The organism is Pelagibius sp. 7325 (assembly GCF_037652055.1).
In the GTDB taxonomy this organism is placed as follows: Bacteria; Pseudomonadota; Alphaproteobacteria; order Kiloniellales; family Kiloniellaceae; genus Pelagibius.
Genome location: NZ_JBBKAH010000002.1, coordinates 1,195,479 through 1,217,587, shown reverse-complemented (window position 1 = coordinate 1,217,587; position 22,109 = coordinate 1,195,479). Strand labels below are relative to the sequence as shown.

Sequence of the window (22,109 nt, the reverse complement as noted above, 5' to 3'; positions counted from 1 at the left end):
TCGGCTAGCTCGCCTTCGCGGTAAGCTGCGACCGCGACTGACGCACCGGCAGCACCAGCCGGAACAGGGTGCCCTCGGCGCCTGAGCGTTCCAGGCGGATGTCGCCACCGTGGGCACGCATGATGTCATGAGCGATGGAGAGACCGAGACCGGTGCCGCCCTCGCGCGCCGAGCCGGCGAAAGGCTTGAAGATGTTCCGCTGAGCCTCTTCCGGCATGCCTGGCCCGTCGTCTTCCACGTCAATCACCAGGAAGTCACGCACCGGGCGCGCGGCCAGGCGCAGTTCGCCAGCACCGGCCTCCAGCGCGTTGCGGGCGAGATTGAAGAACACCCGATAGAGCTGCTCGCGGTCGGCCTCGATCTGGAAACCGCGCTCGACGTCATTGACCCAGCCGGCTTTCCCGGCGCCGACTTCCGCCACCGCCTCGCGCACCTCGGTCAGGAGATCGCGCAGATCAAAGCGCTGCAGATCGAGCTGCACCGGCCCCTCGCGGGTAAACTGCAATGTCTGCGCGCAGAGGTGCAGCGCCCGGTCGATGGCCCCGACCAGGGCGGGCGCCATGGAACGTACAGCGGGATCGCCGCTCTTGCCGAGGCGATCGGAGATCAGGCTGGCGGTGGCGAGGATGTTGCGCAGGTCGTGGTTCACCTTGGTAACCGCCGTGCCGAGCGCGGCGAGCCGCGTCTTCTGGAGCAGCGCGGCGCGCAGACCCTGCTGCATGTTCACCAGTTCGCGTTGGGCGATACCGATCTCGTCGCTGCGTTCGGATGGCGGCAGCGAGGCGGCGGCGTTTTCCGGATTGGCGCGAAAGGCGGCCATGCTTTCGGTGATCCGCCGCATCGGGCGCACCATCAGCAGGTGCAGGCTGAGATAGACCAGTGCCGCGGTGAACACGGAAATGACGAGCGACAGCGCGAGAATGCGCCACGAGTAGTCGAACATTGCGCGGCACAGCGGTGCCTCGTCCATCACCACTTCGACCAAGACATCCGGATCCTTTGGGGACGGGCCGATGATTCGCAGCAGCCGATTCTCGGGCGCCATCAACATCGTCACGGTCGCATCTCGGATGAGGCCGAAGAAGCTGGCCGACCGGAGGTCGTAGGTGGCGTCGATCTGCTCCGGTGTCGCCACCATCAGCATCAGCTTGCCGGCACCGGGCTTGGTCAGGGCCACCATATAGGCGCCGACGTGCTGCAGCAGTTCGGCCTCCATCTCTTTGCTGACCATGTTGTCCGGCGTCGCCTCCAGCGCCAGGATGGAGAGATGCGCCGCGGCGAGGCGCTCCTCCAGGTAGACAAGACGCATGCGCCCGATCGACGGCGCATAGATCAGCACCTCCGCCAGCATGACGAAGGCGATGGTCAAGAGCAGCAGCTTGGCCGACAGGCTCTTGGTAAGCGGCGGCAGGCGCAGGCTGCTTCCCGGTGATCTCTGGCCTAACATAACCACGGCTTATACCACGCGGGACTCGTTCACGGGAATTGACCTGGAGAAGCGGCGTTCGAGCCGCTCCAGGCGGAAGCCGGCAGGTTTCGGGAAGAGCAGGAGGAGCGCCTGCCGCGACTGCGGGGGCACGGCCGAGATCGGCAGGCGCTCCTCCTATTGCGCTGGGAGAGAGACTTAGTTGCTCTTTGCGGCGCAGGGATTGCAGGGGTTCTTGGCCGCGCAGGGATTGGCCGCCTGGCAGGGATTGGCCGCCGCGCAGGGATTGGCCGCGCAGGGGCTGCACGGCTTCTTGACCGCGGCTGCACAGGGATTGGCCGCGCAGGGATTCTTGGCCGCACAGGGGCTGCAGGGGTTGCAGGCCGCGATTTGCACAGACGTGCCGGCGGCGTGGCTCGCGGCAATCGGCAGCGCGACGGCGCCGGCGGAAACGGTCGCGACGCTCAGGGCCACCAGAGTTTTCTTCAGCATGGACTTTGCCTCCAATCATGTTCGGACTGTTGGGGCTCCCCCGGAAAGAGAAGCTTCTCCTCGACGCGGCGCCGCCAGAAGCGGCCTGACGCCGATGCCCAACAATGAGCAGGACGATGATCAACCTCGAATCACGGTCCCGCGATTGGCTTCAACTTCCCGTGAAAAACGAGTGAATACAAGCACCCCTGGGCGGCACGCGACACGTCAAGAAGTCTTGGAGCCGCCGTCTTTACGCCCCTTCACTTTCTTGTAGACCACCGGCAGCAGCGCGAGCGCGATGAGGCCGAGGATAGGCAGCAGAACCGCCGGTTCCAGGATGGCGTCCTTGATCGACGCCGTCTCGCCGCTGTCGAAAATCATCGCCAAACCGTTGCCGACGGAGGCATAGACCAGCGAGGCGGGAATGATGCCGATCACCGTGCCGACGGCAAAGATCTTCAAAGAGACGCCGAGCAGAGCCGGCACCAGGTTGACCAGCCAGAAGGGAAACAGGGGGATCAGCCTGAGGACCAGCAGATAGCTGAGCGCGTCCTCCTGAAAGCCGGCCTGCATGCGGGTCAGCGCCGGACCAGCGCGGTCGCGCAGGAAAGTGCCGAGAGCAGTCCGCGCGGCCAGGAACACGGCGACGGCGCCCAGGGTCGCTCCCACCACGGAGCAGGCGGCCCCGCCAAGGGTGCCGAAGAGGAAACCACCGGTGACCGTCATCACCAGGCCGCCGGGGATGGAAAAAGCCACGATGACCGCGTAGGCGGCGGTGAACACCAGCACCGCGGCCACGCCGTGCGCTGCAACCAGGGCGGCAAGACCTTCCCGGTGCCGCTCCAGGGTTTCCAGGCCGACGTAGTGCTGGCCACCGAAGGCGAAGAAGGCGATGAGCCCGGCCAGCAGGACAGCCGCCGGCAGCAGCCGCCGCAGGGCAACCCTGCCCGGGCGATCGTTTCCCTGAGGACTGGGACCGGAAGGGGCGGGACCGGGCTCGGGCATGGCACTCCTTATCGGCGGCGCGCAGACGCCGAAAAAAGATGGTGAACGGGCGGTTAAGTCCGACCGGCCGCCCGGTTTGGCAGACTCGCGGGAGACCCTCAGAAATCCTAGCAATTCTGCGGTTTTAGCCGGTTCAGGACGCCGCCGCCAGTCACCAAGATGTGAGGGCCGGCGCGGAATGATTCGAGATTCCGTGCGCGCGGCCCCTGCCGGTCGTTGACAGAGCCCCGGGCCACCCTTATACAGCCCCGTCAATTCGAGATTCAGCCTGATATTGGAGTACAGCCGTGAAGCGCACTTATCAGCCCAGTGTGCTGGTTCGCAAGCGCCGCCACGGGTTCCGCGCACGCAAGGGAACCGTTGGCGGGCGTCGCGTTCTTGCCCGTCGGCGTGCCAAGGGCCGCAAGCGCCTTTCCGCCTAAGTGTCATGATGCCGACCGTCGGGCGGCTCAAGACACGGCCTCAATTCCTCAAGGTCGCAGCCGCCCGACGCAAGTGGGTGACGCCCGGCCTCGTCCTGCAAGCCGCCAGGCGCCAGCACGGTGAAGACCGCGCGGCGCCTGCCGTACGCACGGAAACCGGGAGCCCCCCGGGAGGAACGTCCGGGGACGAGGCCGCCGTCAAGACGGCGGCCGAAGAGGAGGATGCAGAGGTGCGGGTCGGATTCACCGTCACCCGGAAGGTCGGCAACGCGGTTGAGCGCAACCGCGTGAAGCGGCGCCTGCGCGCCGCAGCGGCGGAGGTGTTTCCGCGCGTCGGCCGCGCCGGCACCGACTATGTGGTGATTGGCCGTGCCGCCACGCTGACGCGTCCCTTCGACGCGTTACGGGGCGACCTGGAGCAGGCCGTCGCACAGATCGACAACACCGGCAAGCGGCGCCCTGGCCAAGATAGGGGCCGAGATGGGGGCAAGCACGCGGACCCGCGGGAGGCGTCCCAGTGAAGGCCGCCGACCTCGTTAGCGTGATCCTGCTGGCGCTGATTCGCGGCTACCAGCTGCTCATCTCGCCACTGTTTCCGCCAAGCTGCCGTTATTTTCCCACCTGCTCGGACTACGCCCGCCAGGCCGTGTCGCGGCATGGCCCCCTCAAGGGCGTTTGGCTCGCCCTCAGGCGCATCCTGCGCTGCCATCCTTGGGGCGGCCTCGGCTATGACCCCGTCCCGGACCCCATGCCGGACCCCATGCTGGAAAAGTCGACTCGCGCCGGCATTTCCCTTGGCCGCGCCTGCGGCTGTCACCATCTGGATCACCTATCGGGCCGTTAAGGCCTGCCTCCCTGGAGCCCGTCTCGTCTCATGGAACAGCGCAACCTTCTTCTCGCGATCGCCTTGTCGCTGACCATCCTCATCGGCTTCCAGTTTATCTTCCCGCCGGCCCAGCCACCGCAGCAGCCACAGGACCAGCAGACCGCCCAGACCGACGGCAGCACACCGTCGGCGCCGGGTGCCAGCGTGCCGGGCGTGGGTGTGGCGCCGACGTTGGGCGGGGTGCCCACCGCACCGTCGCGCGAAGAAGTCATGGGCATCAGCCCGCGCGTTTCCATCGAGACGCCGCGTCTGCGGGGCTCCATCGCCCTGCGCGGCGCGCGCATTGACGACCTGATTCTGACCGACTATCGCGAGACCCTGGCGGCCGACAGCCCGGCGGTCACCCTACTGTCGCCGGAAGGATCGCAGCAGGCCTACTTCTCGCGCTTCGGCTGGGCCAGTAAGCCCGGCAGCAACGTGACCCTACCCGACGCCAACACGCTGTGGACCGCCGAAGGCGGACCGCTGACCCAGACCTCGCCGGTCACCCTCAGCTGGGACAACGGCCAGGGGCTGACCTTTCAGCAGGTCATTGCCCTCGATGACAATTACCTCTTCACCGTGACCCAGCGGGTCATCAACAACGGCGAGACGGCAGCCGATCTGGCGCCTTTCGGTCTGGTGTCGCGCACCGGCACGCCGAACACCCTGGGATTCTACATCCTGCATGAGGGGCCGATCGGCTGGCTGAACGACTCCCTGAAGGAGTACAAGTACGGCGACGACCTGAAGGACGAGTACCAGGGCCAGGAAGTGTCGATCGTCAACGACACCACCGGCGGCTGGCTAGGCATCACCGACAAGTACTGGCTGGCCGCGCTGGTCCCCGACCAGCAGACGCCGGTGAAGACCCGCTTCGTCTATAACCAGCCCGGCGGGCGCGACCACTACCAGTCGGATCTGATTTATCCGACGGCCGCGGTGGCACCGGGTGCCAGCATCGAAACCACCAGCCGCCTTTTCGCCGGCGCCAAGCGCGTGCCCTTGCTGGAGGAGTATCAGGAAACCTACGGCATCGCGAATTTCGACCGCGCGGTCGACTTCGGCTGGTTCTATTTCCTGACCAAGCCGATCTTCTGGGGGCTGCACTGGCTGCACGATCTGCTCGGCAACTTTGGGCTCGCCATCCTGGGCCTCACTGTGGCGATCAAGCTGGTGTTCTTTCCGCTGGCGAACAAGTCGTACAAATCGATGGCCAAAATGCGCAAGCTGCAGCCCAAGATGATGGAGTTGCGCGAACGCTTTGGCGACGACAAGCAGCGCCTGAATCAGGAGATGATGGCGCTCTACAAGAAGGAAGGCGCCAACCCGCTCAGCGGCTGCCTGCCGATCATCATCCAGATCCCGGTCTTCTTCGCGCTCTACAAGGTAATGTTCGTCACCATCGAAATGCGCCACGCGCCCTTCTACGGCTGGATCCATGACCTCTCGGCGCCGGACCCGACCACGATCATCAACGGTTTCGGGCTATTCCCCTGGGGCGCGCCCGACCTCGGCATCCTGAACGTGCTGAACCTCGGCGTCTGGCCGCTGCTGATGGGCATTTCCATGTTCCTGCAGCAGAAGCTGAACCCGCAGCCGCCCGATCCGGTGCAGGCCAAGGTGTTCATGCTGATGCCGATCATGTTCACCTTCCTGCTGTCGACCTTCCCGGCCGGCCTGGTGATCTACTGGACTTGGAATAACGTGCTGTCCATGGCCCAGCAGGCGCTGATCATGAAGCGCCAGGGCGTCCCGCTGGGCAGCGGCAAGCCGAAGCCCACCACCTGAGCCGGGGCACGACCGCCATGAGCGATACGCCCACGCGCGAGGAAACCGAAGCCGCCCTGGAAACAGGGCGGCTTCTCTTCGCCGGCCCCTGCGACTTTCTGGTCTCGGCGGCCGACGAGAACGACCTGCCGCCCCTCAGCGGGGGCAGCGAGGTCGCCTTCGCCGGGCGTTCCAATGTCGGCAAATCGAGCCTCTTGAACGCGCTGACCGGCCGCAAGAATCTGGCACGTGCCTCCAACACGCCGGGACGCACGCGGCTGCTGAACTTCTTCAGTCTCGGCGGGCGCCTCATCCTGGTTGATCTGCCGGGCTACGGCTATGCCCGCGCCCCCAAGACCGACATCGAACGCTGGAACGAGCTGACCCGCGGCTATCTGAAGGGCCGCCCGCAGCTGCGCCGCGTCTGCCTGCTGATCGACGCACGCCACGGTCTGAAAGCCAGCGACGAAGAGGTGATGAAGGCGCTGGATACCGTCGCCGTCTCCTACCAGATCGTGCTCACCAAGGCCGACAAGATAAAGCCGGGGCCGTTGAAGCGGATCACCGAGGAAACCGAGGCAGCGGTATCGCGCCATCCGGCCGCCCATCCGCTCTGCCTCGCTACCTCTTCGGAGACCGGCGCCGGCATCGCGGAACTGCGCGCCGCGCTGGCAGCGCTGGCAGAACCGGCCGCCTGACGTTAGAGTGCCGGCACCGTGCGGCGCACGGCATGCCGCGAAGACGCCCTCCGGGGAAGTGATTTGGGACCCTCATGATGACGCAGAAAAACATCAGCGATACCAAGCATTGGCTGCGCACCGCCCGGACCATCACCGAGGCGCTGCCCTTCATGCGCCGCTATGCGGGCAAGACCTTCGTCATCAAGTACGGCGGCCATGCCATGGTCGACGCCGAACTGGCCCACCTCTTCGCCAGCGACATCGCCCTGCTGAAGCAGGTCGGCATCAACCCGATCGTGGTGCACGGTGGCGGTCCGCAGATCGGCCGCATGCTGGAGCGGCTGCAGGTGAAGAGCGAGTTCATCGACGGCCTGCGCATCACCGACGAGGCCACCGTCGAGGTGGTTGAGATGGTGCTGTCCGGCACCATCAACAAGTCGATCGTCAGCGCCATCAATGCCGCCGGCGGGCGTGCAGTCGGTCTGTCCGGCAAGGACGGCAACCTGATCCAGGCGCAGAAGCTGCGTCGCACCAAGCGCGATCCGGATTCCAACATCGAGAAGGTGCTTGATCTCGGTTTCGTCGGCGAGCCCACAATGATCGATCCGAAGATCCTCTTCTCGCTGCAGAACTCTGACATCATCCCCGTCATCGCGCCGATCGGCGTCGGCCCGGCGGGCGAGACCTACAACATCAACGCCGACACCGCCGCCGGCGCCATCGCCGCCGCGGCCGGCGCCTCACGCCTGCTGATGCTGACCGACGTGGTTGGCGTGCTGGACAAGGAGGGCGAGTTGATTCCGGAGCTGAGCACCGAGCAGATCGCCAGGCTGAGCGAGGACGGCACCATCTCCGGCGGCATGATTCCCAAGCTGGAGACCTGCGTGAAGGCAGTGAACAACGGCGTCGAGGCGGCGGTCATCCTGGACGGCCGCGTGCCGCATTCCATGTTGCTGGAGATCTTTACCGGCGGCGGCATCGGCACGCTGGTCTCGCGCTGAGCTGCCTGAAGGCGGACTTACTGCTGGCCGAGGCTGGCGAAGAAGTCGAGCTGCCATTCCATCTCTTCGGCGGACAACGGGAAGTCGCTGCCGTCGCGCGCGTGCAGCGCCTTGTTGGGCGGGATGCCGCCCATGTTGGTCTGCAGCTGCAGCGCAACACGCATGGTGCAGCCGGCCTTCCAGGCCAGCGCAGTGATGCCCTTGGCGGAGTGGCCCTGCAGCACCCGGTCGACATAGTCCACGCCGACACCGGCCAGGGCCGCGAGCGCGTGACGCACGAAATCCCGCTGGCCGGCCAGTACGGCGTCACCCACGGCCTCGCTGTTCAACTTGCCCTTCTTCTTCAGCCTGGCGACCTCCGCAGCGGGGTCGGCTGCTGCAGGTGCGACCTTGGCCTTGCCCTCCCTGGCGTCGCTGCCCTCGTCGATGCGCTTGCGGACCGCCTCCGCCACCACCTGGGCGGTCTCATCGTCAAGGTCGCTGCGACTCTGCAGTTTCTTCAGCAAGGTCTCGGCAACAAAGCCGGCAAGTTTCTTCACCGCGCCGTTGGGTAGAGCCGGGCGCTCGACCAGGGAAGGCTGCCAGGCGGTTTCCTGCACCGAGCCATCGATCAGCCGGTCCAGGGTTTCCTCGCGGATCTGCGCCGACTTGTTGGCCAGCAGTTCGGCCACCGCCTTGCGGTCGTCGCGCTGCACGATGGCGTCGGAGATCGCCTCGCCGAGGCTGCTGCGGCGGGAAATCGCGCAAAGTCGGCTGGAAACGCCGGAGGCGGCAATGATTTCCAGCAGGTCCTCGTCGCTCAGCAGCGGCGAGAATTCCAGCACCGGGCAGGCGACCACGTCCTCGGCATCGCGCGCAAGGCGCTGGATCACCTGCGGCGGCGCCCCGGCGAGCGACTTCAGCGTCTCGGCAAGAATCTGGCGCACCCGAGTCGCCTGGTCGCGGGCCAGAAGTTCCAGGGTCTCCTCGACCACACGCTGCGCCTTTTCCTGGGCGCCGTGACCATCCATGGCGGTCAGGCGGGCGACCTTGGAGGCCAGTTCGGCACGCACCGCCTCGTCGGTGTCGCGCGCCAGGATCAGGTCGGCCTGGCGCGGCGTCTGGGCGTTGGCGGCGATGCGCCGACGCACCTCGGTCGAGGGATCCTCGGCCAGGAAGTAGAGCACCTCTGGCCTGAGGTCGGGGCGCGCGGCGAGATCGGCACGGGCCTTGTCCGAACCGTTCTCCGCCAACTCTCTGCTCTCCTCGTAGGAGAGCTTTTCCGGCAGCTTCTTGCGTCCGATTCCGAGCACCATCAACCGTGGCCCCCCCGCCGGTCGTAGTCGGAGGCGAGCGCCAGCTTGTGTTTACCGGCCCGCTTGGCGGCGTACATCGCCTCGTCGGCGCGGTGAAATAGCGCTTCCAAGCTCTCCCCAGTGCGCGGATCGTAGACCGCAGCGCCCAGCGAGATGCCGAGCGGATGGTCCTTGTCGCCGGAGAAACCGCGCAGACGCTCCGCCACCTTCAGCAGCTGCTCGCCCTTGCGCTCGGCTGCGCTGCGGTCCATGCCGGTCAGGAACAGGGCGAACTCGTCGCCGCCGAGACGCGCCGCAAGATCGCCGTTGCGGATCTGATCCTTCAGGAGGGCAGCGACGTCGAGCAATGCCTCGTCACCCGTCTGGTGGCCGTGGGTGTCATTGACCCGCTTGAAGTTATCGAGGTCGATGTAGAACAGCGCGCCCTTCACGCCGCCGGCAGCGACCTGCTGCTCCAGCCTCTCGACGAAACCGCGCCGGTTATTGAGACCGGTCAGCGGGTCCGTCATGGAGAGCTCTTCCATCTCGGTCTGGCGGGCAAGCTGTTCGATGGCGAGGCCGACCTGGCCGGCGATGTTGTCGAGCAGGCTGCGGTCCTCGGCGGTCCAACCCTGGGTGCCGCTGGCGCGCCAGGCGCAGAGCAGGCCGTTGGTGGTGTCGCGGTAGCGGGTCGCGCGCAGCAGCAGATCGCCGGATGCATCGTGCAGCTCCACCGCCTGGCGGTCGGCAAGCTGCGGCAACAGGGAAGCCAGCAGGTCGGCGTGAGCCGGCTTGCCGGCCTCGGCCAGCGCCTCGCCCAGTTTGCCACCGCCGTCACCCTCCACCAGGGCATGGACCGACAGGCCGGTCAGCGCCATCGCCGGCATCAGGGCTTCGGCGGTCGCGCCCAGCATGCGCGCGGGGTCGAGCTCGCGGCGCACCATGTTGACGATGTAGGAGAACAGCCGCTCGCGGTTGCGCGCCTCCGCGAGTTCCGCTTCGTGGCAGCGCAGAGCCGTGATGTCACGGCAGACGCCCCGCGCGCCGATCCAGTTGCCGCCTTCAGCCGTCAGAGGCAGGGCTGTCGACAGCAGGCAGAGTTGCTCGCCCGCGGCGTTGCGTACCCAGATTTCGGCCTCCTCCACCATCGCCCTGGCGGTGAAGGGCGAGGTCGCCGCGCCGTCGGCCAGGGGGTCGTTGTCGAGCAGCAGCGCGTGGGCGGGCCGGCCGACGAGCTCGGTCGCCGCATAGCCCAGGGCGCCGCGCGGCGAGACAAAGACGAAGCAGCCCTCGGCGTCGGTCTCCCAAGCGAAATCGTTGGAGATCTCGACCAGATCTTTATAGCGCTGGCGCGATTCCACCAGCGCCGCGCGCAATGAGCGTTCCAAAGTAACATCGCGGCCAAGCAGCAGAGCGACGGTGCCGTCGGCCCAGGGCAGCACCACCACGTCGAAAGCACGCTCCGTGTTCGCCGCGGCTTCAGAAACACGCAGGACCAGGGGATTGATCTGGGCGGCGGTGCCGCCGAGCGCCGCCTGCACGGCAGTCCTCAGTTCCTCGTGACGGCCGGCCTGCAGAACCTGGCGGATCGGCTCGGCGAGGTCGTTGGCGCTCAGCACAATACCATTGTGCCCGGCGAGCAGGACCGCACCCGGGAACTGCGCAAAAGCGCCACCGGCGGAAAGCAGCGCACCCGACGCGTTTTCTTCCACCAGGCGCCGGTAGCTTTCCGTCAGGTCGCTGTCGCTGGATGGGCCGCTCACCGCCGGCGAACGTGCCATTCGGATACCTCTTTTGTCGCGCGCGTGAGGCTAGCCTCGGGCCTCGGAATCTGCGCCTTTCGCAGTTAAGATGCGCTTAAGTGGGCGTGTCATTTTGCGACCGCAAACTGCGGCAAGCTGACGCTGCCGCAGGCAGCCGAAGCGGCCCGGATTGGGCCTTTACCGCCGCTTAACCGTGATTGGCCCGAAATCGCCGGGAATACGGTCCTCCCGGGATGGGTCGGCAGGCTGGGGGAACCCCGGGGAAGATTGACAGGGCGGCGACCCTCCCGCATCTTCCGCTGCATCCCCGGCAATATTCGGGGCCCCGACAGACGCCTGAAGCAGCCCCACAGGATCCCATGCAGACACAACAGTTGAAGGGCATCATCGAAGGTGCCTGGGAAGCGCGCGACACAATCAATACCGGCACTCAGGGCGACATCCGCGAGGCGGTCACCGCCGCACTGGCCGGCCTGGACGACGGCACTTTCCGGGTCGCCGAGAAGGGCCCCAAGGGCTGGGAAGTCCACCAGTGGCTGAAAAAGGCGGTGTTGCTGTCGTTCCGCCTCAACGACATGGTGCCGGTGCCGGGCGGCCCGGGCGAGAACACCAACTGGTGGGACAAGGTGCCCTCCAAGTTCGAGGGCTGGGGCGAGAACCGCTTTCGCGACGCCGGCTTTCGCGCGGTGCCCAACTGCATCGTCCGCCACTCGGCCTATATCGCTCCGGGCGTCGTGCTCATGCCGTCCTTCGTGAACCTGGGCGCCCGCGTCGACAGCGGCACCATGGTCGACACCTGGGCAACCGTCGGTTCCTGCGCGCAGATCGGCAAGAACGTGCACCTCTCCGGCGGTGCCGGCATTGGCGGCGTGTTGGAGCCGCTGCAGGCCGGTCCGGTCATCATCGAGGACAACTGCTTCATCGGCGCGCGCTCCGAGGTGGTCGAGGGCGTGGTGGTCGAGGAGGGCTCGGTGCTCTCCATGGGTGTCTTCATTGGCGCCTCCACCAAGATCGTCGACCGTGAGACCGGCGAGGTTCACATGGGCCGCGTGCCGGCCTATTCCGTGGTGGTGCCGGGCAGCCTGCCCGGCAGGCCGCTGCCCGACGGCAGCCCGGGGCCGAGCCTCTACTGCGCGGTGATCATCAAGCGGGTCGACGAGAAGACGCGTTCCAAGACCTCGATCAACGATCTGCTGCGGACCTGAGCCCCCGGCAAGAAAGGCGCGGCTGATGGCGGCGGGCAAGCTCGATACCCTAGAACTGGCACAGGCGCTGATCCGCTGCCCCAGCGTTACACCCATTGAGGGTGGTGCGCTGGACCTGCTGCAGTCGATGCTGACGGAACTCGGCTTCACGTGCCACCGCCTGCCGTTTGCCGAGGACGGCGCGCCGGAAACCGATAACCTTTACGCCCGCCTCGGCACGGAAGGCCCCAACCTCTGCTATGCCGGGCACACCGACGTGGTGCCGGCCGGCGATGCCGCCGCCTGGAGCGCCGATCCCTTCGCCGCCGAGCTGCGCGGCGGCACGCTCTACGGGCGCGGCGCCGTCGATATGAAAGGCTCCATCGCTGCCTTCCTCGCCGCGCTCGGCGATTTTTTGAAGGACGGACCGCCGAAAGGCTCCATCTCGCTGCTGATCACCGGTGACGAGGAGGGCGACGCGGTGAACGGCACCCGCAAGGTCCTGCGCTGGCTGACGGAGCGCGGCGAAACCCTGGATGCCTGCCTGGTCGGCGAGCCGACCAGCAACGAGACCCTGGCCGACATGGTGAAGATCGGCCGGCGCGGCAGCCTCAACGCCGTGCTCACGGTATTCGGTACCCAAGGGCATACCGCTTATCCGCATATCGCCGACAATCCGCTGCACCATCTGGCGCGCATGCTGGAAGTGGTGGTGAGCGAGCCGCTGGACCACGGCAACGAACACTTCCCCCCCTCCAGCTTGCAGGTCACCTCCATCGATGTCGGCAACCCGGTGACCAACGTGATCCCCGGCAAGGCGACGGCGCTGTTCAACGTGCGCTTCAACAACATCCATACCAGCGCTTCGGTGGAGGCCTGGCTGCGCGCACGCTTCGACAGGGCGATCGACCGCAGCCGCGGCGCGCGCTACGAGATGACCATGCGGGTGTCCGGCGAATCCTTCCTCTGCGCACCGGGGCCATGGAGCGATCTCGTCTCCGACGCCGTCGCTTCCGTCACCGGCAAGGCGCCTGAGCTGGGAACCACCGGCGGCACCTCCGACGCCCGCTTCATCAAGGACCACTGCACGGTGGCCGAGTTGGGTCTCCTGAACGCCACCGCCCACAAGGTGGACGAACACGTGCCGGTCGACGACCTAGAGAAGCTGACCGCCATCTACCGCGCCGTGCTGCAGCGCTACTTCGCGCGATGATCCCGACAACCCAGGAGATTATTTACCGGGTGTTCGGTGCCCTCTACCTGGCCCGCTTCCAGGCGCAGGGGACGGCGTACTTCGATGAGTCGCCGGCCGCCACGCTGCGCTCCTTCTTCGCCGCCGTCCTCGTCGCACCGGCATTCCTCATCGCGCTGTTGCTGGGAGAGCACGAGACCCCGGCCGCCGATTCCGTCATCGTCGCACTGACGATTACGCTCTGCTATTGCCTCAGTTGGACGGTCTTTCCGGTCATCGCCCACCGCATCTGCCAGGTCATCGACAAGGAAAGCGCCTTCTTCCGCTATCTCTCGGCCAAGAACTGGGCGGGCGTGGTGACGACCCACCTGGCGCTGGTTGCCGCCGTGCTCGGCAGCAGCGGAGTTCTACCCGAGGCGCTGTTGCCGCTTGTGAACCTCGTGCTCTTCGCCTACGTGGCCTGCCTGCAATGGTTCGTCGCCTGGCAATGCCTCAAGGTGAGCGTCCCCGGCGCCATTGGCCTGGTCGCGCTGGACACCTTCATCGACTTCTTCATCGTGAACATCGCCGCCGGCATCATCTACTGAATCGGGTCATGATGCGGACGGATAGCCGACCTCGGTGAGATAGAGCCCGGCAGGCGGCGCTGTCGGCCCCGCGGCGGCACGGTCGCGTGCCTCCAACGCGGTCTTCAAATCGGCCGCTGACCATTTGCCTTCGCCGACCAGCTTCAACGAGCCGACGAAGTTGCGCACCTGGTGATGCAGGAAAGAACGTGCCTCAGCACGTACTTCGATGAGCGCGCCGCCGCGCTGTACGGAGAGAACATCGAGAGTTTTCACCGGCGACTTCGCCTGGCACTCGCTGGCGCGGAACGAAGTGAAGTCGTGGTGCCCGACCAGCAACTGCGCCGCCTCGTGCATCGCCCCGGCATCGAGCGGGTGCGGCACGAACCAGGCGCGCCCACGCTCCAGCGCCAGCGGCGCGCGGCGGTTCACGATGCGGTAGAGATAGGACCGGCGGATCGCCGAAAAGCGCGCGTGAAAATCAGCGGCAACCTCTTCGGCGGAGAGCACTGCGACCGGCGCCGGCTTCAGGTGGAAGTTTACCGCCTTCATCACTGTGTCGGCGGTGGTGTCCTTTCCGAGATCGAAATGCGCTGCCTGCCCCAAGGCATGCACGCCGGCATCGGTACGGCCTGCCCCTTCCACCAACACCCGCTCGCCGCAGAAGCGGAATACCGCCTCCTCCAGCGCTGCCTGCACCGAGGGGCCATTGTCCTGGCGCTGCCAGCCGACGAAGCCGCCGCCGTCGTATTCCACGGTGATCTTGTAGCGGGTCACGGCAGCACGCTGCCCACCGGCAGATCGAAGCCGCGCAGAAAGGCGTCGATCTCCATCGGCGCCTTACCCGCCCGCTGAACTCTTAAGAGCCGCAACGCCCCTTCGCCACAGGCGATGGTCGCCCGGTCATCGAGCACACTGCCCGGCGCGCCGCGGTCCGGTTGCGCCTCGGCGGCCAGAACCTTCACCCGCTCGCGGCCCTTTTCGTTCTCGAGCTCGAAATAAGCCCCGGGCCAGGGAGTAAGAGCGCGCACCCGGCGGTCGAGTGCCACGGCACTGTCGCGCCAGTCCAGGCGCCCGTCGGCCTTGTCGATCTTGGCCGCGTAGGTGATTCCTTCGTCGGGCTGCGGCACGGCCTCAAGGCTGCCGTCGACGAGGCCGGCCAGAGCCTTGTTGATCATCGAAGCACCCAGCGCGGCGAGGCGGTCGTGGAGGTCCTGCGCGGTCGTCGCCGGGTCGATCGGCACCGCCTCCTTCAGCAGCATCGGGCCGGTGTCGAGTCCCGCCTCCATCTGCATGATGGTGACGCCGGTCTCTGCGTCGCCGGCCAGGATCGCGCGCTGGATCGGCGCCGCACCCCGCCAGCGCGGCAGCAGCGAGGCGTGCACGTTCACACAACCCAGGCGCGGCGCAGCGAGGATCGCCTGCGGCAGCAGCAGGCCGTAGGCGACGACCACGGCGACGTCCAGCTTCAGCGCCGCAAACGCAGCCTGGGCCTCCGGGGTCTTCAGGGTCTCGGGCGTGCGCAGCGGCCAGCCTTGGCGCTCGGCATAGTCCTGGACCGGCGAAGGGCGGGCCTTCTGACCGCGCCCCGCGGGTCGTGGCGGCTGCGAATAGACGGCGGCGATCTCGTGGCCGGCCTCGGCCAGCGCCTTCAGGGTGGGCACCGCGAAGTCGGGCGTGCCCATGAAAGCGAGGCGCAAGGTCATGGGGCCCCCGCGTCAGACGGTGGCGTAGCTGGCCAGCGGCGTGTTGGACTTCTTCGCCTTCAAGAGCTTGCGCAGGATCATATTGCGCTTCAGCGCCGTCAGGTGGTCAACGAAGAGGATGCCGTCGAGATGGTCCATCTCGTGCTGGATGCAGGTGGCCAGGAGGCCGTCGGCCTCCATTTCGCGGATTTCGTTTTCGCGATCGAGAAAGCGCACGCGGATCTTGGCCGGACGAACCACCTCGCCGTAGTGCTCCGGCAGGGAGAGGCAGCCCTCCTCGTAGGCGGCATCGTCGTCGGAAACCGCGACCAGTTCCGGGTTGGCCATGTAGAGCGGCTGCTTGTCCTCGTCATCGCCGGCGACGTCGACCACGATGACCCGGTTCAGCACGCCCACCTGGGGCGCGGCAAGGCCGATGCCCGGCGCGTTGTACATTGTCTCCAGCATGTCATCCATAAGCTGCCGGATCTCGTCGTCGACGGCATCGACAGGCGCGCAAACCTTCTTCAGGCGCGGATCGGGAGCGGTGATGATCGGTAGCAGAGCCATGGCCCACCAAGTCGGCAAGGAGATCGGTGACAAGGGCAGCTTTCCGGCACGATCGGTTCCGTGCCGGCAAGCAACACCCCAACGGCCAACTTAGGTATGGCCTCATCCCGCCGGGGTCAAGCGATTCAGCGGGCGCGTTGCCGGCACGGCTGGGCCGCGCCCGGTTCCTGTGCTAGCCTCGGATTCGCGTTCTGTTCTTCTTTTGGAGTCGGGCCCTATGGACCTCGTCACCCTGATCGTCGCCGTCGCTGCCGCCCTCGCGGTGGGGGCCGTCCTCGGCCTGCTGCTGCGCCGCCGGCCCGCCCCCCAGGGCCCCCAGGAGAACCCGGAACTCGCCGCCCTCACCGGCCGGCTCGCCCAGATGGCCGAGAGCCAGACCGCCGTGCAAAACGTCATCATCGAGCGCCTGCAGGCCCAGGAGCGGGTGGTCATCAAGACGGTGGACGAGCGCCTGCAGGGCTTCTCCAAACAGGTCGGCGAGCGCTTGAACGACTCCTCGACGAAAAGCCAGACCGCGCTGGCCAACCTGCACGAGCGTCTGGCTGTCATCGACAAGGCGCAGCAGAACCTGACCGAGCTCTCGACCCAGGTGGTCGGGCTCCAGGACATTCTGGCCAACAAGCAGGCGCGCGGTGCCTTCGGCGAGATCCAGCTGCGCGACCTCGTCGAGGCGAGCCTGCCACCCTCGGCCTACGCCTTCCAGGCGACCCTGGGCAACGGGCGGCGGGCCGACTGCCTGCTGCAGTTGCCGAACCCGCCGGGCGCCATCGCCATCGATTCAAAATTCCCGCTGGAAAGCTACGAGGCGCTGCGCAAGGCCGGCAGCGACGAGGCCCTGCTGGTGCCGGCGCGGCGCGCCTTCGCCGCCGACGTGCGCCGCCACGTTCAGGACATCGCCCAGCGCTACATCATCCCCGGCGAGACGGCGGAATCGGCGCTCATGTTCCTGCCCAGCGAGGCGGTTTACGCCGAGCTGCATGCCAATTACCGCGAAGTCGTCGAGGCCTCCTACAAGGCGCGCGTCTGGATCGTCTCTCCCACCACGCTGATGGCGACCTTGAACACGGTGCGGGCGGTATTGAAGGACGTACGGATGCGCGAGCAGGCCGCCATCATCCAGACCGAGGTCGGCAAGATGATGGAGGATGTCGTCCGCCTGGACAAAAGGGTCGGCAAGCTGGAGAGCCACTTCGACCAGGCCTCGCGCGATATCCAGGACATCCGCACCTCGGCCAACAAGATCGTCAGCCGCGGCGAGAAGATCGGCGAACTGGAGTTGGAAGATGCCGAGCGCGAGGCTCAGCAGGTCGCGCCGCCGCCTCCGCCGCTGGGCGCACCCACAACGCACTGAAGGAGCCGCGGTTCGGGCAGCGCCACCCTCATGCCGACCTGACACTCCGCATATTAGGCTAAATCTAGTTAATTATACGCGCAGACCGCCAATTGTCGACCTATCCATCTTCAAAACGATAATTAACTGATTATTGCCTAATTTTAGTTCGACACTCGGATGCGGTAAGTCAACGTCGCCTCGCCGCCGGCCGGAACCGTCAGCTTCCAGGTGATCCGGTTGGCACTCTCGGTCTCGTGCGGAGCGCTTTCCTCGCGCAGAGTCCAGCCCTGGGGCATCAGGCCCGCCAGCACCACCTCGACCGCCTCGTCCTTGGCGTTCTTCACAGTGATGCGCTGGCCGGTATCGTAGCTGCTGTCGGAAAGCCGCTCATAAACCGTGCGCTCGGCCCGGGCGGTCACATCGAAGGCCTCACCCAGGTTGAGGCGCGCCTTCTCGCCCTCGGGCGTGTGTTCGATCTGATCGGCGCCGAGGAAGAGCGTGGCCCCCGCCCCCGATGCCGCCTGGGCGGGGCCGTAGACCCGCACCGTGCCGGCCGGCAGCGGCGCCCCGAGGCCGAGGTCGGGGTCGTTCTCCAGTTCCAGCAGGAGGACGGCGTTCACCGGGCCAATTTCCTCGACGCCCGGATGGCCGTTCACCACCCCCTCGAAGCGGTACTCGCGTGCCACCCTGACGCCCTCGGCGCTCATCAGCGGGATCTGCTTGGTCTCCCCGCGCCGGAGCGTCACCGGCCGCTCCACGCTGTAAACGTAGCGGTCGGCGGCCGCCACCGGCGCCGACATGCCGTCGGCCTGCATCGGCGCCATGGACGCCATCTCGCCGCGGGCGGCATAGGCCTGCCCCTTGAACACGGGCGCCGCCTGGTTCACCTCGCCCGCCACCAGGCGCAGGGTGGCATCGGTGAAATCGCTGTCCGTAGAGTTCGCCAGGGTCACCAGCGCGGCGAGATCAAGCCGATCGGAGGCCGCATTCAGCCGCGCCACGTAGTCGGCGCGCCAGGAGAGTCCGCCGGTCAGGTAGTCGAGCCGGAGATCGTTCGGGCCGGCCTGGCCCGGGAACACGCGCGCCAGCAGCGTCGGCTCGTTGCGCAGGCCCGCCGGCATCCGGGTGAAGGCGATCCGGCCGGGCGGGTCGATCTCGACGCGGTCCCCGATCTGCACCACCAGGCCCCCGCTCAGCGACAGCACGCGCCCCTCCTCGACGATGTCCGCGCCGGTCTGCGGGTGACGCCGGATGATCTGCACGGTCTGGCCGAGGGCAGCCTCCAGCAGGCGCCCCGGCGTCAACAGGTCGGCATCCAGGCTCTGCTCGATCACGCGCAGCCCGATCGCCGAGATCAGCACGGTTTCCGGCTGCATCTGGCCGGAGACGTCGGCGATGGCGAGCAGGGTTTCGCCGGCAGGCAGGTCGACGCGCCGGGTCTCGCTCACCAGGCCGAGATTCTGGTTGTAGACGGTGAGCGTCAGGCTGCGGCGGTTCTCCGCCGTCAGCGCCAGTTCCTGGCCGAAGGCCGGCCTGGGCGCCAACGTGGGAACGAGGATGGCCGTTGAGAGCAGCAGAGCCGCCGCCAAGGCGGCGGAACGGCGGGAGGTGACAGGACGCAGGAGGGTCATGGAGCCGGTGGTCCTTGAAGAAGCGTGGGGGGGAACGGCGACTTGAAGGTGCTTGGAGGAGAGGTTTACAGCATCAGTCTGCCAGGAAATTGCGGCAAGACTTTGTTCCGGAAAGGCCTTTCCGTTGGCGTAGAACTTCAGGCTGGCCGCCGCGCCTTCAAGGCCGCCGTCAGGGTGCCGTCGTCGAGGTAGTCGAGTTCGCCACCGACCGGCACACCGTGGGCGAGGCGGGAGACCTTGATGCCGCTGGCGGCCAGACGCTCTGAGATGTAGTGCGCCGTGGTCTGGCCGTCGACCGTGGCCGAGAGTGCCAGGATGACTTCTTCCACCGGCTGATCCGGCGCTGCGGTGCGTTGCAGCAGCTTGCCGATGCTGAGTTGATCGGGCCCGCGCCCGTCGATCGCCGAGAGCGTGCCGCCCAGCACGTGGTAGCGGCCCTTGAACGCGCCGGAGCGCTCCAGCGCCCAGAGATCAGCGACCTCCTCCACCACGCAGAGCAGCTTGGGATCGCGGGTCGTATCCCGGCAGATGCCGCAGGGGTCGCGGGTGTCGAGGTTGCCGCAGAGCGAACAATGGGTCACCGACTCCGCCGCCCTGGCCATGGCCTCGGCCAGGGGCAGCATCAGCGCCTCGCGCTTTTTCATCAGGTGCAGGACAGCGCGACGCGCCGAGCGCGGGCCGAGACCCGGCAGGCGGGCGAGCAACTGAATCAGGCGGTCAAGGTCGCCGGCGATCATGAAACGTCAGTCGGGCAGGGGTTCAGAAAGGCAGCTTGAAGCCGGCCGGCAGGTCGAGGCCGCCGGTCACCTGCTTCATCTGCTCGGCCACCGCCGCTTCCACCTTGGCCTTGGCGTCGTTCACCGCCGCGACGATGAGATCTTCCATGACCTCGACGTCGCCCGGATCGACCAACGAGGGATCGACCTTCAGGCTGCGCAGTTCCGACTTGCCGTTGAGGACCGCCTTCACCATACCGCCGCCGGATTGCCCGGTGACCTCCATCTGGCCCAGCTTTTCCTGCATCTCGGCCATCTTGGCCTGCATCGCCTGTGCCTGCTTCATCATCTGGCCCAGGTTCTTCATCGCTCGTCGGCTCCTTCTTCGGACAGGGCATCCATATCATTGGGCGGGGCGTCCGGCACAAAGGCCGGCTCGGGCAGCTTGCGGTCGCGGCGCGCCACCAGCTTGGCCTGCGGAAAGGTCTCGACGATCGCCTGCACCAACGGATGCTGCATGACGGCGTCGCGCTTGGCGGCCTCTTCGGCCTTCTGCTGATCGCGCAGCGTCGCCTCGCCGGGCTGCTGCGAAATCGTGATGACCCAGCGGTTGCCGCAGGCCTTCTCCAGCACCGCGCCGAAGCGCGACGCGAGATTGGGCGGCGCCGCCTCGCCGACATGCAGCTCGATGCGGCCGGACTCGAAGCGCACCAGTTGCACGTCGTCCATCAAGTGGTTGGCGAGGATACTCTCACCCTGGTCGCGCACCACGGCGACGGCCTCGGCAAAGCTCTTCGGCGCCGGAGTCTGCTTCGGGGCCATGGCTGCCCGGGGCTCATCGAAGGGCGTGTCGAGCGGATCGTAGCGCGGAACCACCAGTTCGTCGGGCTCCGGCCGCGGCGCCACGGCGCGCGCCAAAGAGGCCCGTGAGCCGCTGTCGCCGCCCGGGGCGCTCATTTCATAAGACGCACCGCGTGCCTCGACCGGCGCGCCGCCGTTGGGGCTACCCGAGGACCCGGCACCCGAAGACGCGGCGGCACGGCCGCCGCCACCCGACGCCGGCGCCGACGAGGAGGCCCCACTCAGCCGCTCGACCAACTCCCCCGGCGTCGGCAGATCGCTGACGTAGGCGAGGCGGATGAGGGCCATCTCCGCGGCTTGCAGCGGCACCGGCGCACTCTGCACCTCGCCGAGGCCCTTCAGCAGCATCTGCCAGATGCGCGCCAGCGCGGCCATGGTCAGCTTTTGCGACAATTCCCTGCCGCGCAGGCGTTCGGTCTCAGGCAGGCCCGGCGCGTCCAGTGCCTGCGGCACCAGCTTCGCGCGGGTCAGGAAGTGGGCCAGTTCCAGAAGATCCTGGATCACCACCGCCGGGTCGGCGCCGGCGGCGTAGAGATCGGCGACAATGTCGAGGCTTTCGGGCAGCTTGCCGGCGACCAGCGCATCGAAGAGGTCGAAGATGCGTGCGCGGTCGGCAAGGCCCAGCATGGCCTGCACCTGGGCGCCCTTCACCGTGGTGCCGCCGCCTAGCGCGATCGCCTGGTCGAGCAGCGAGAGGCCGTCACGCGCGGACCCGTCGGCGGCCCGCGCGATCATCGCCAGCGCCTCCGGCTCCACGGTCACGCCTTCCTTGGCAACGATGCGCGAGAAGAGGCCCTGCAGGTCCTCGGTGGTGAGACGGCGCAGATCGAAGCGCTGGCAGCGCGACAGCACGGTCACCGGTACCTTGCGGATCTCGGTGGTCGCGAAGATGAAGACGACGTGCTCCGGCGGCTCTTCCAAGGTCTTCAAGAGCGCGTTGAAGGCGCTGTTGGAGAGCATGTGCACTTCGTCGATGATGTATATCTTGTAACGCGCCTGCACCGGGCGGTAGCGCACGCCCTCGATCAGCTCACGGATGTCGGCCACCCCCGTCCGACTGGCCGCGTCCATCTCGATGACGTCGACATGACGGTCCTGGGCGATGGCGATGCACTGGTCGCAGACGCCGCAGGGCGCCGGCGTCGGTCCGCCCGCGCCGTCAGGCCCGACGCAGTTCAGGGCGCGGGCTATGATCCGCGCGGTGGTCGTCTTGCCGACGCCGCGCACCCCGGTGAGGATGAAGGCATGCGCCAGGCGGCCGGTCTCGATGGCGTTTGTGAGGGTCCGGACCAGGGCTTCCTGGCCCACCAGGTCTGCGAAGGTGGAAGGGCGGTACTTGCGCGCCAGCACCCGGTAGAGGCTCTCCCTACCACCCGCTTCATTGGCCACAACGTTCCCCGACGGACTTTCGGGGGCGGCGGTTGCGGTTTCGATGTCGCTGGGGGCGTCGCTCATCAGGCAGTCAGTCGGAGGCCGTGGATCGTTCCGGGGGGCTGCGGCCTGACCCGGCGCGGAAACCCCGCGCGGGACAGCGGAAAGCGGGTGGGAGGTTGGAACAGCGACCCGGACCGGAATCTCGTTACGGCTGCTTCCTTCCGGACCTGACCGGGTTGGCGAGTGATCCGTCCGCCGCCAACCTCCCACCCTCAATATCGGCCATCGGACCCGCCGGAGCAAGACCCCCGGCGCCT

At 67.1% G+C, this 22,109-nt stretch carries 22 protein-coding genes and 1 other RNA gene; 10 read left to right on the top strand and 13 right to left on the bottom strand.

Annotated elements, in window-relative coordinates:
- Positions 1-4 precede the first annotated feature (4 nt).
- The 3 genes from WDC82_RS07720 to WDC82_RS07710 all read right to left on the bottom strand — a co-directional run bounded on the left by WDC82_RS07720 (position 5) and on the right by WDC82_RS07710 (position 2,905).
- On the bottom strand, positions 5-1,447 hold the full coding sequence (locus WDC82_RS07720) for a HAMP domain-containing sensor histidine kinase (RefSeq protein ID WP_340116672.1): 1,443 nt from the start codon (positions 1,445-1,447) through the stop codon (positions 5-7).
- 177 nt (positions 1,448-1,624) lie between these two features.
- Positions 1,625-1,918, bottom strand: a complete 294-nt coding sequence (locus tag WDC82_RS07715) for a hypothetical protein (RefSeq protein WP_340116671.1) — start codon at positions 1,916-1,918, stop codon at positions 1,625-1,627.
- A gap of 207 nt (positions 1,919-2,125) precedes the next feature.
- Complete coding sequence (locus WDC82_RS07710; protein WP_340116670.1) at positions 2,126-2,905, bottom strand: TVP38/TMEM64 family protein; 780 nt, start codon at positions 2,903-2,905, stop codon at positions 2,126-2,128.
- 287 nt (positions 2,906-3,192) lie between these two features.
- Here WDC82_RS07710 and rpmH point away from each other — a divergent pair, with 287 nt between their 5' ends.
- The 6 genes from rpmH (at position 3,193) to argB (ending at position 7,643) form a co-directional block, all read left to right on the top strand.
- Positions 3,193-3,327: a 50S ribosomal protein L34 gene (gene rpmH / locus WDC82_RS07705; RefSeq protein WP_167228744.1), complete on the top strand. Its 135-nt coding sequence runs from the start codon at positions 3,193-3,195 to the stop codon at positions 3,325-3,327.
- A gap of 5 nt (positions 3,328-3,332) precedes the next feature.
- A complete protein-coding gene (gene rnpA, locus WDC82_RS07700; protein ID WP_340116669.1) occupies positions 3,333-3,848 on the top strand; it encodes a ribonuclease P protein component in 516 nt (171 codons plus the stop codon).
- Positions 3,845-4,171 (top strand): membrane protein insertion efficiency factor YidD, encoded by a 327-nt coding sequence (yidD, locus tag WDC82_RS07695; protein WP_340116668.1) that lies wholly within the window; start codon positions 3,845-3,847, stop codon positions 4,169-4,171. The genes rnpA and yidD overlap by 4 nt, the downstream gene beginning before the upstream one ends.
- Before the next feature lie 30 nt (positions 4,172-4,201).
- Entirely contained in the window at positions 4,202-5,983 is a 1,782-nt protein-coding gene (yidC, locus tag WDC82_RS07690) for a membrane protein insertase YidC (protein WP_340116667.1), read from the top strand.
- 17 nt (positions 5,984-6,000) lie between these two features.
- Positions 6,001-6,660 (top strand): ribosome biogenesis GTP-binding protein YihA/YsxC, encoded by a 660-nt coding sequence (yihA, locus tag WDC82_RS07685; protein WP_340116666.1) that lies wholly within the window; start codon positions 6,001-6,003, stop codon positions 6,658-6,660.
- Between the two features lie 77 nt (positions 6,661-6,737).
- Entirely contained in the window at positions 6,738-7,643 is a 906-nt protein-coding gene (gene argB / locus WDC82_RS07680) for an acetylglutamate kinase (protein ID WP_340116665.1), read from the top strand.
- 17 nt (positions 7,644-7,660) lie between these two features.
- On the opposite strand, the gene WDC82_RS07675 is transcribed toward argB, so the two are convergent.
- Together WDC82_RS07675 and WDC82_RS07670 are read right to left on the bottom strand one after the other, a co-directional pair.
- Complete coding sequence (locus tag WDC82_RS07675; protein ID WP_340116664.1) at positions 7,661-8,938, bottom strand: DUF2336 domain-containing protein; 1,278 nt, start codon at positions 8,936-8,938, stop codon at positions 7,661-7,663.
- Positions 8,938-10,698, bottom strand: coding sequence for a diguanylate cyclase domain-containing protein (locus WDC82_RS07670; RefSeq protein ID WP_340116663.1), 1,761 nt, complete (start codon positions 10,696-10,698; stop codon positions 8,938-8,940). The genes WDC82_RS07675 and WDC82_RS07670 overlap by 1 nt, the downstream gene beginning before the upstream one ends.
- A 341-nt stretch (positions 10,699-11,039) precedes the next feature.
- Between WDC82_RS07670 and dapD the strand changes: the two genes are divergently transcribed.
- The 3 genes from dapD to WDC82_RS07655 are packed head-to-tail and all read left to right on the top strand — an operon-like array spanning position 11,040 to position 13,643.
- Entirely contained in the window at positions 11,040-11,885 is an 846-nt protein-coding gene (dapD, locus tag WDC82_RS07665) for a 2,3,4,5-tetrahydropyridine-2,6-dicarboxylate N-succinyltransferase (RefSeq protein WP_340116662.1), read from the top strand.
- 25 nt (positions 11,886-11,910) lie between these two features.
- Positions 11,911-13,077: a succinyl-diaminopimelate desuccinylase gene (dapE, locus tag WDC82_RS07660; protein WP_340116661.1), complete on the top strand. Its 1,167-nt coding sequence runs from the start codon at positions 11,911-11,913 to the stop codon at positions 13,075-13,077.
- Entirely contained in the window at positions 13,074-13,643 is a 570-nt protein-coding gene (locus WDC82_RS07655; protein ID WP_340116660.1) for a hypothetical protein, read from the top strand. The genes dapE and WDC82_RS07655 overlap by 4 nt, the downstream gene beginning before the upstream one ends.
- A gap of 6 nt (positions 13,644-13,649) precedes the next feature.
- On the opposite strand, the gene truA is transcribed toward WDC82_RS07655, so the two are convergent.
- The 3 genes from truA to def are packed head-to-tail and all read right to left on the bottom strand — an operon-like array spanning position 13,650 to position 15,877.
- Positions 13,650-14,399, bottom strand: a complete 750-nt coding sequence (gene truA / locus WDC82_RS07650) for a tRNA pseudouridine(38-40) synthase TruA (protein WP_340116659.1) — start codon at positions 14,397-14,399, stop codon at positions 13,650-13,652.
- Positions 14,396-15,328 carry a methionyl-tRNA formyltransferase gene (fmt, locus tag WDC82_RS07645; protein WP_340116658.1) on the bottom strand — a complete coding sequence of 311 codons (933 nt, stop codon included), beginning with the start codon at positions 15,326-15,328 and terminating at the stop codon, positions 14,396-14,398. The genes truA and fmt overlap by 4 nt, the downstream gene beginning before the upstream one ends.
- Positions 15,329-15,340: 12 nt before the next feature.
- Complete coding sequence (gene def, locus WDC82_RS07640) at positions 15,341-15,877, bottom strand: peptide deformylase (protein ID WP_340116972.1); 537 nt, start codon at positions 15,875-15,877, stop codon at positions 15,341-15,343.
- Positions 15,878-16,094: 217 nt separating this feature from the next.
- On the opposite strand from def, the gene WDC82_RS07635 reads away from it, so the two are divergent.
- Positions 16,095-17,228, top strand: coding sequence for a DNA recombination protein RmuC (locus WDC82_RS07635; protein ID WP_340116657.1), 1,134 nt, complete (start codon positions 16,095-16,097; stop codon positions 17,226-17,228).
- A gap of 143 nt (positions 17,229-17,371) precedes the next feature.
- Here WDC82_RS07635 and WDC82_RS07630 read toward each other — a convergent pair whose 3' ends face one another.
- The 5 genes from WDC82_RS07630 to ffs all read right to left on the bottom strand — a co-directional run bounded on the left by WDC82_RS07630 (position 17,372) and on the right by ffs (position 22,059).
- On the bottom strand, positions 17,372-18,841 hold the full coding sequence (locus WDC82_RS07630) for a DUF4139 domain-containing protein (protein ID WP_340116656.1): 1,470 nt from the start codon (positions 18,839-18,841) through the stop codon (positions 17,372-17,374).
- Between the two features lie 137 nt (positions 18,842-18,978).
- Entirely contained in the window at positions 18,979-19,578 is a 600-nt protein-coding gene (gene recR, locus WDC82_RS07625; protein ID WP_340116655.1) for a recombination mediator RecR, read from the bottom strand.
- A 22-nt stretch (positions 19,579-19,600) separates the two neighbouring features.
- Positions 19,601-19,924 (bottom strand): YbaB/EbfC family nucleoid-associated protein, encoded by a 324-nt coding sequence (locus WDC82_RS07620; RefSeq protein ID WP_340116654.1) that lies wholly within the window; start codon positions 19,922-19,924, stop codon positions 19,601-19,603.
- Positions 19,921-21,873 (bottom strand): DNA polymerase III subunit gamma/tau, encoded by a 1,953-nt coding sequence (locus WDC82_RS07615; RefSeq protein WP_340116653.1) that lies wholly within the window; start codon positions 21,871-21,873, stop codon positions 19,921-19,923. The genes WDC82_RS07620 and WDC82_RS07615 overlap by 4 nt, the downstream gene beginning before the upstream one ends.
- Positions 21,874-21,960: 87 nt before the next feature.
- Positions 21,961-22,059: signal recognition particle sRNA small type (gene ffs / locus WDC82_RS07610), an RNA gene on the bottom strand.
- Positions 22,060-22,109 lie beyond the last annotated feature (50 nt).

What these genes read in the sequence shown, in the direction of transcription:
- WDC82_RS07720 (WP_340116672.1), bottom strand. Translation starts at nt 1,447, where the DNA reads ATGTTAGGCCAGAGATCACCGGGAAGCAGCCTGCGCCTGCCGCCGCTT.
- WDC82_RS07715 (WP_340116671.1), bottom strand. Translation starts at nt 1,918, where the DNA reads ATGCTGAAGAAAACTCTGGTGGCCCTGAGCGTCGCGACCGTTTCCGCC.
- WDC82_RS07710 (WP_340116670.1), bottom strand. Translation starts at nt 2,905, where the DNA reads ATGCCCGAGCCCGGTCCCGCCCCTTCCGGTCCCAGTCCTCAGGGAAAC.
- rnpA (WP_340116669.1), top strand. Translation starts at nt 3,333, where the DNA reads ATGATGCCGACCGTCGGGCGGCTCAAGACACGGCCTCAATTCCTCAAG.
- yidC (WP_340116667.1), top strand. Translation starts at nt 4,202, where the DNA reads ATGGAACAGCGCAACCTTCTTCTCGCGATCGCCTTGTCGCTGACCATC.
- yihA (WP_340116666.1), top strand. Translation starts at nt 6,001, where the DNA reads ATGAGCGATACGCCCACGCGCGAGGAAACCGAAGCCGCCCTGGAAACA.
- argB (WP_340116665.1), top strand. Translation starts at nt 6,738, where the DNA reads ATGACGCAGAAAAACATCAGCGATACCAAGCATTGGCTGCGCACCGCC.
- WDC82_RS07675 (WP_340116664.1), bottom strand. Translation starts at nt 8,938, where the DNA reads ATGGTGCTCGGAATCGGACGCAAGAAGCTGCCGGAAAAGCTCTCCTAC.
- WDC82_RS07670 (WP_340116663.1), bottom strand. Translation starts at nt 10,698, where the DNA reads ATGGCACGTTCGCCGGCGGTGAGCGGCCCATCCAGCGACAGCGACCTG.
- dapD (WP_340116662.1), top strand. Translation starts at nt 11,040, where the DNA reads ATGCAGACACAACAGTTGAAGGGCATCATCGAAGGTGCCTGGGAAGCG.
- dapE (WP_340116661.1), top strand. Translation starts at nt 11,911, where the DNA reads ATGGCGGCGGGCAAGCTCGATACCCTAGAACTGGCACAGGCGCTGATC.
- WDC82_RS07655 (WP_340116660.1), top strand. Translation starts at nt 13,074, where the DNA reads ATGATCCCGACAACCCAGGAGATTATTTACCGGGTGTTCGGTGCCCTC.
- fmt (WP_340116658.1), bottom strand. Translation starts at nt 15,328, where the DNA reads ATGACCTTGCGCCTCGCTTTCATGGGCACGCCCGACTTCGCGGTGCCC.
- def (WP_340116972.1), bottom strand. Translation starts at nt 15,877, where the DNA reads ATGGCTCTGCTACCGATCATCACCGCTCCCGATCCGCGCCTGAAGAAG.
- WDC82_RS07635 (WP_340116657.1), top strand. Translation starts at nt 16,095, where the DNA reads ATGGACCTCGTCACCCTGATCGTCGCCGTCGCTGCCGCCCTCGCGGTG.
- WDC82_RS07630 (WP_340116656.1), bottom strand. Translation starts at nt 18,841, where the DNA reads ATGACCCTCCTGCGTCCTGTCACCTCCCGCCGTTCCGCCGCCTTGGCG.
- recR (WP_340116655.1), bottom strand. Translation starts at nt 19,578, where the DNA reads ATGATCGCCGGCGACCTTGACCGCCTGATTCAGTTGCTCGCCCGCCTG.
- WDC82_RS07620 (WP_340116654.1), bottom strand. Translation starts at nt 19,924, where the DNA reads ATGAAGAACCTGGGCCAGATGATGAAGCAGGCACAGGCGATGCAGGCC.
- WDC82_RS07615 (WP_340116653.1), bottom strand. Translation starts at nt 21,873, where the DNA reads ATGAGCGACGCCCCCAGCGACATCGAAACCGCAACCGCCGCCCCCGAA.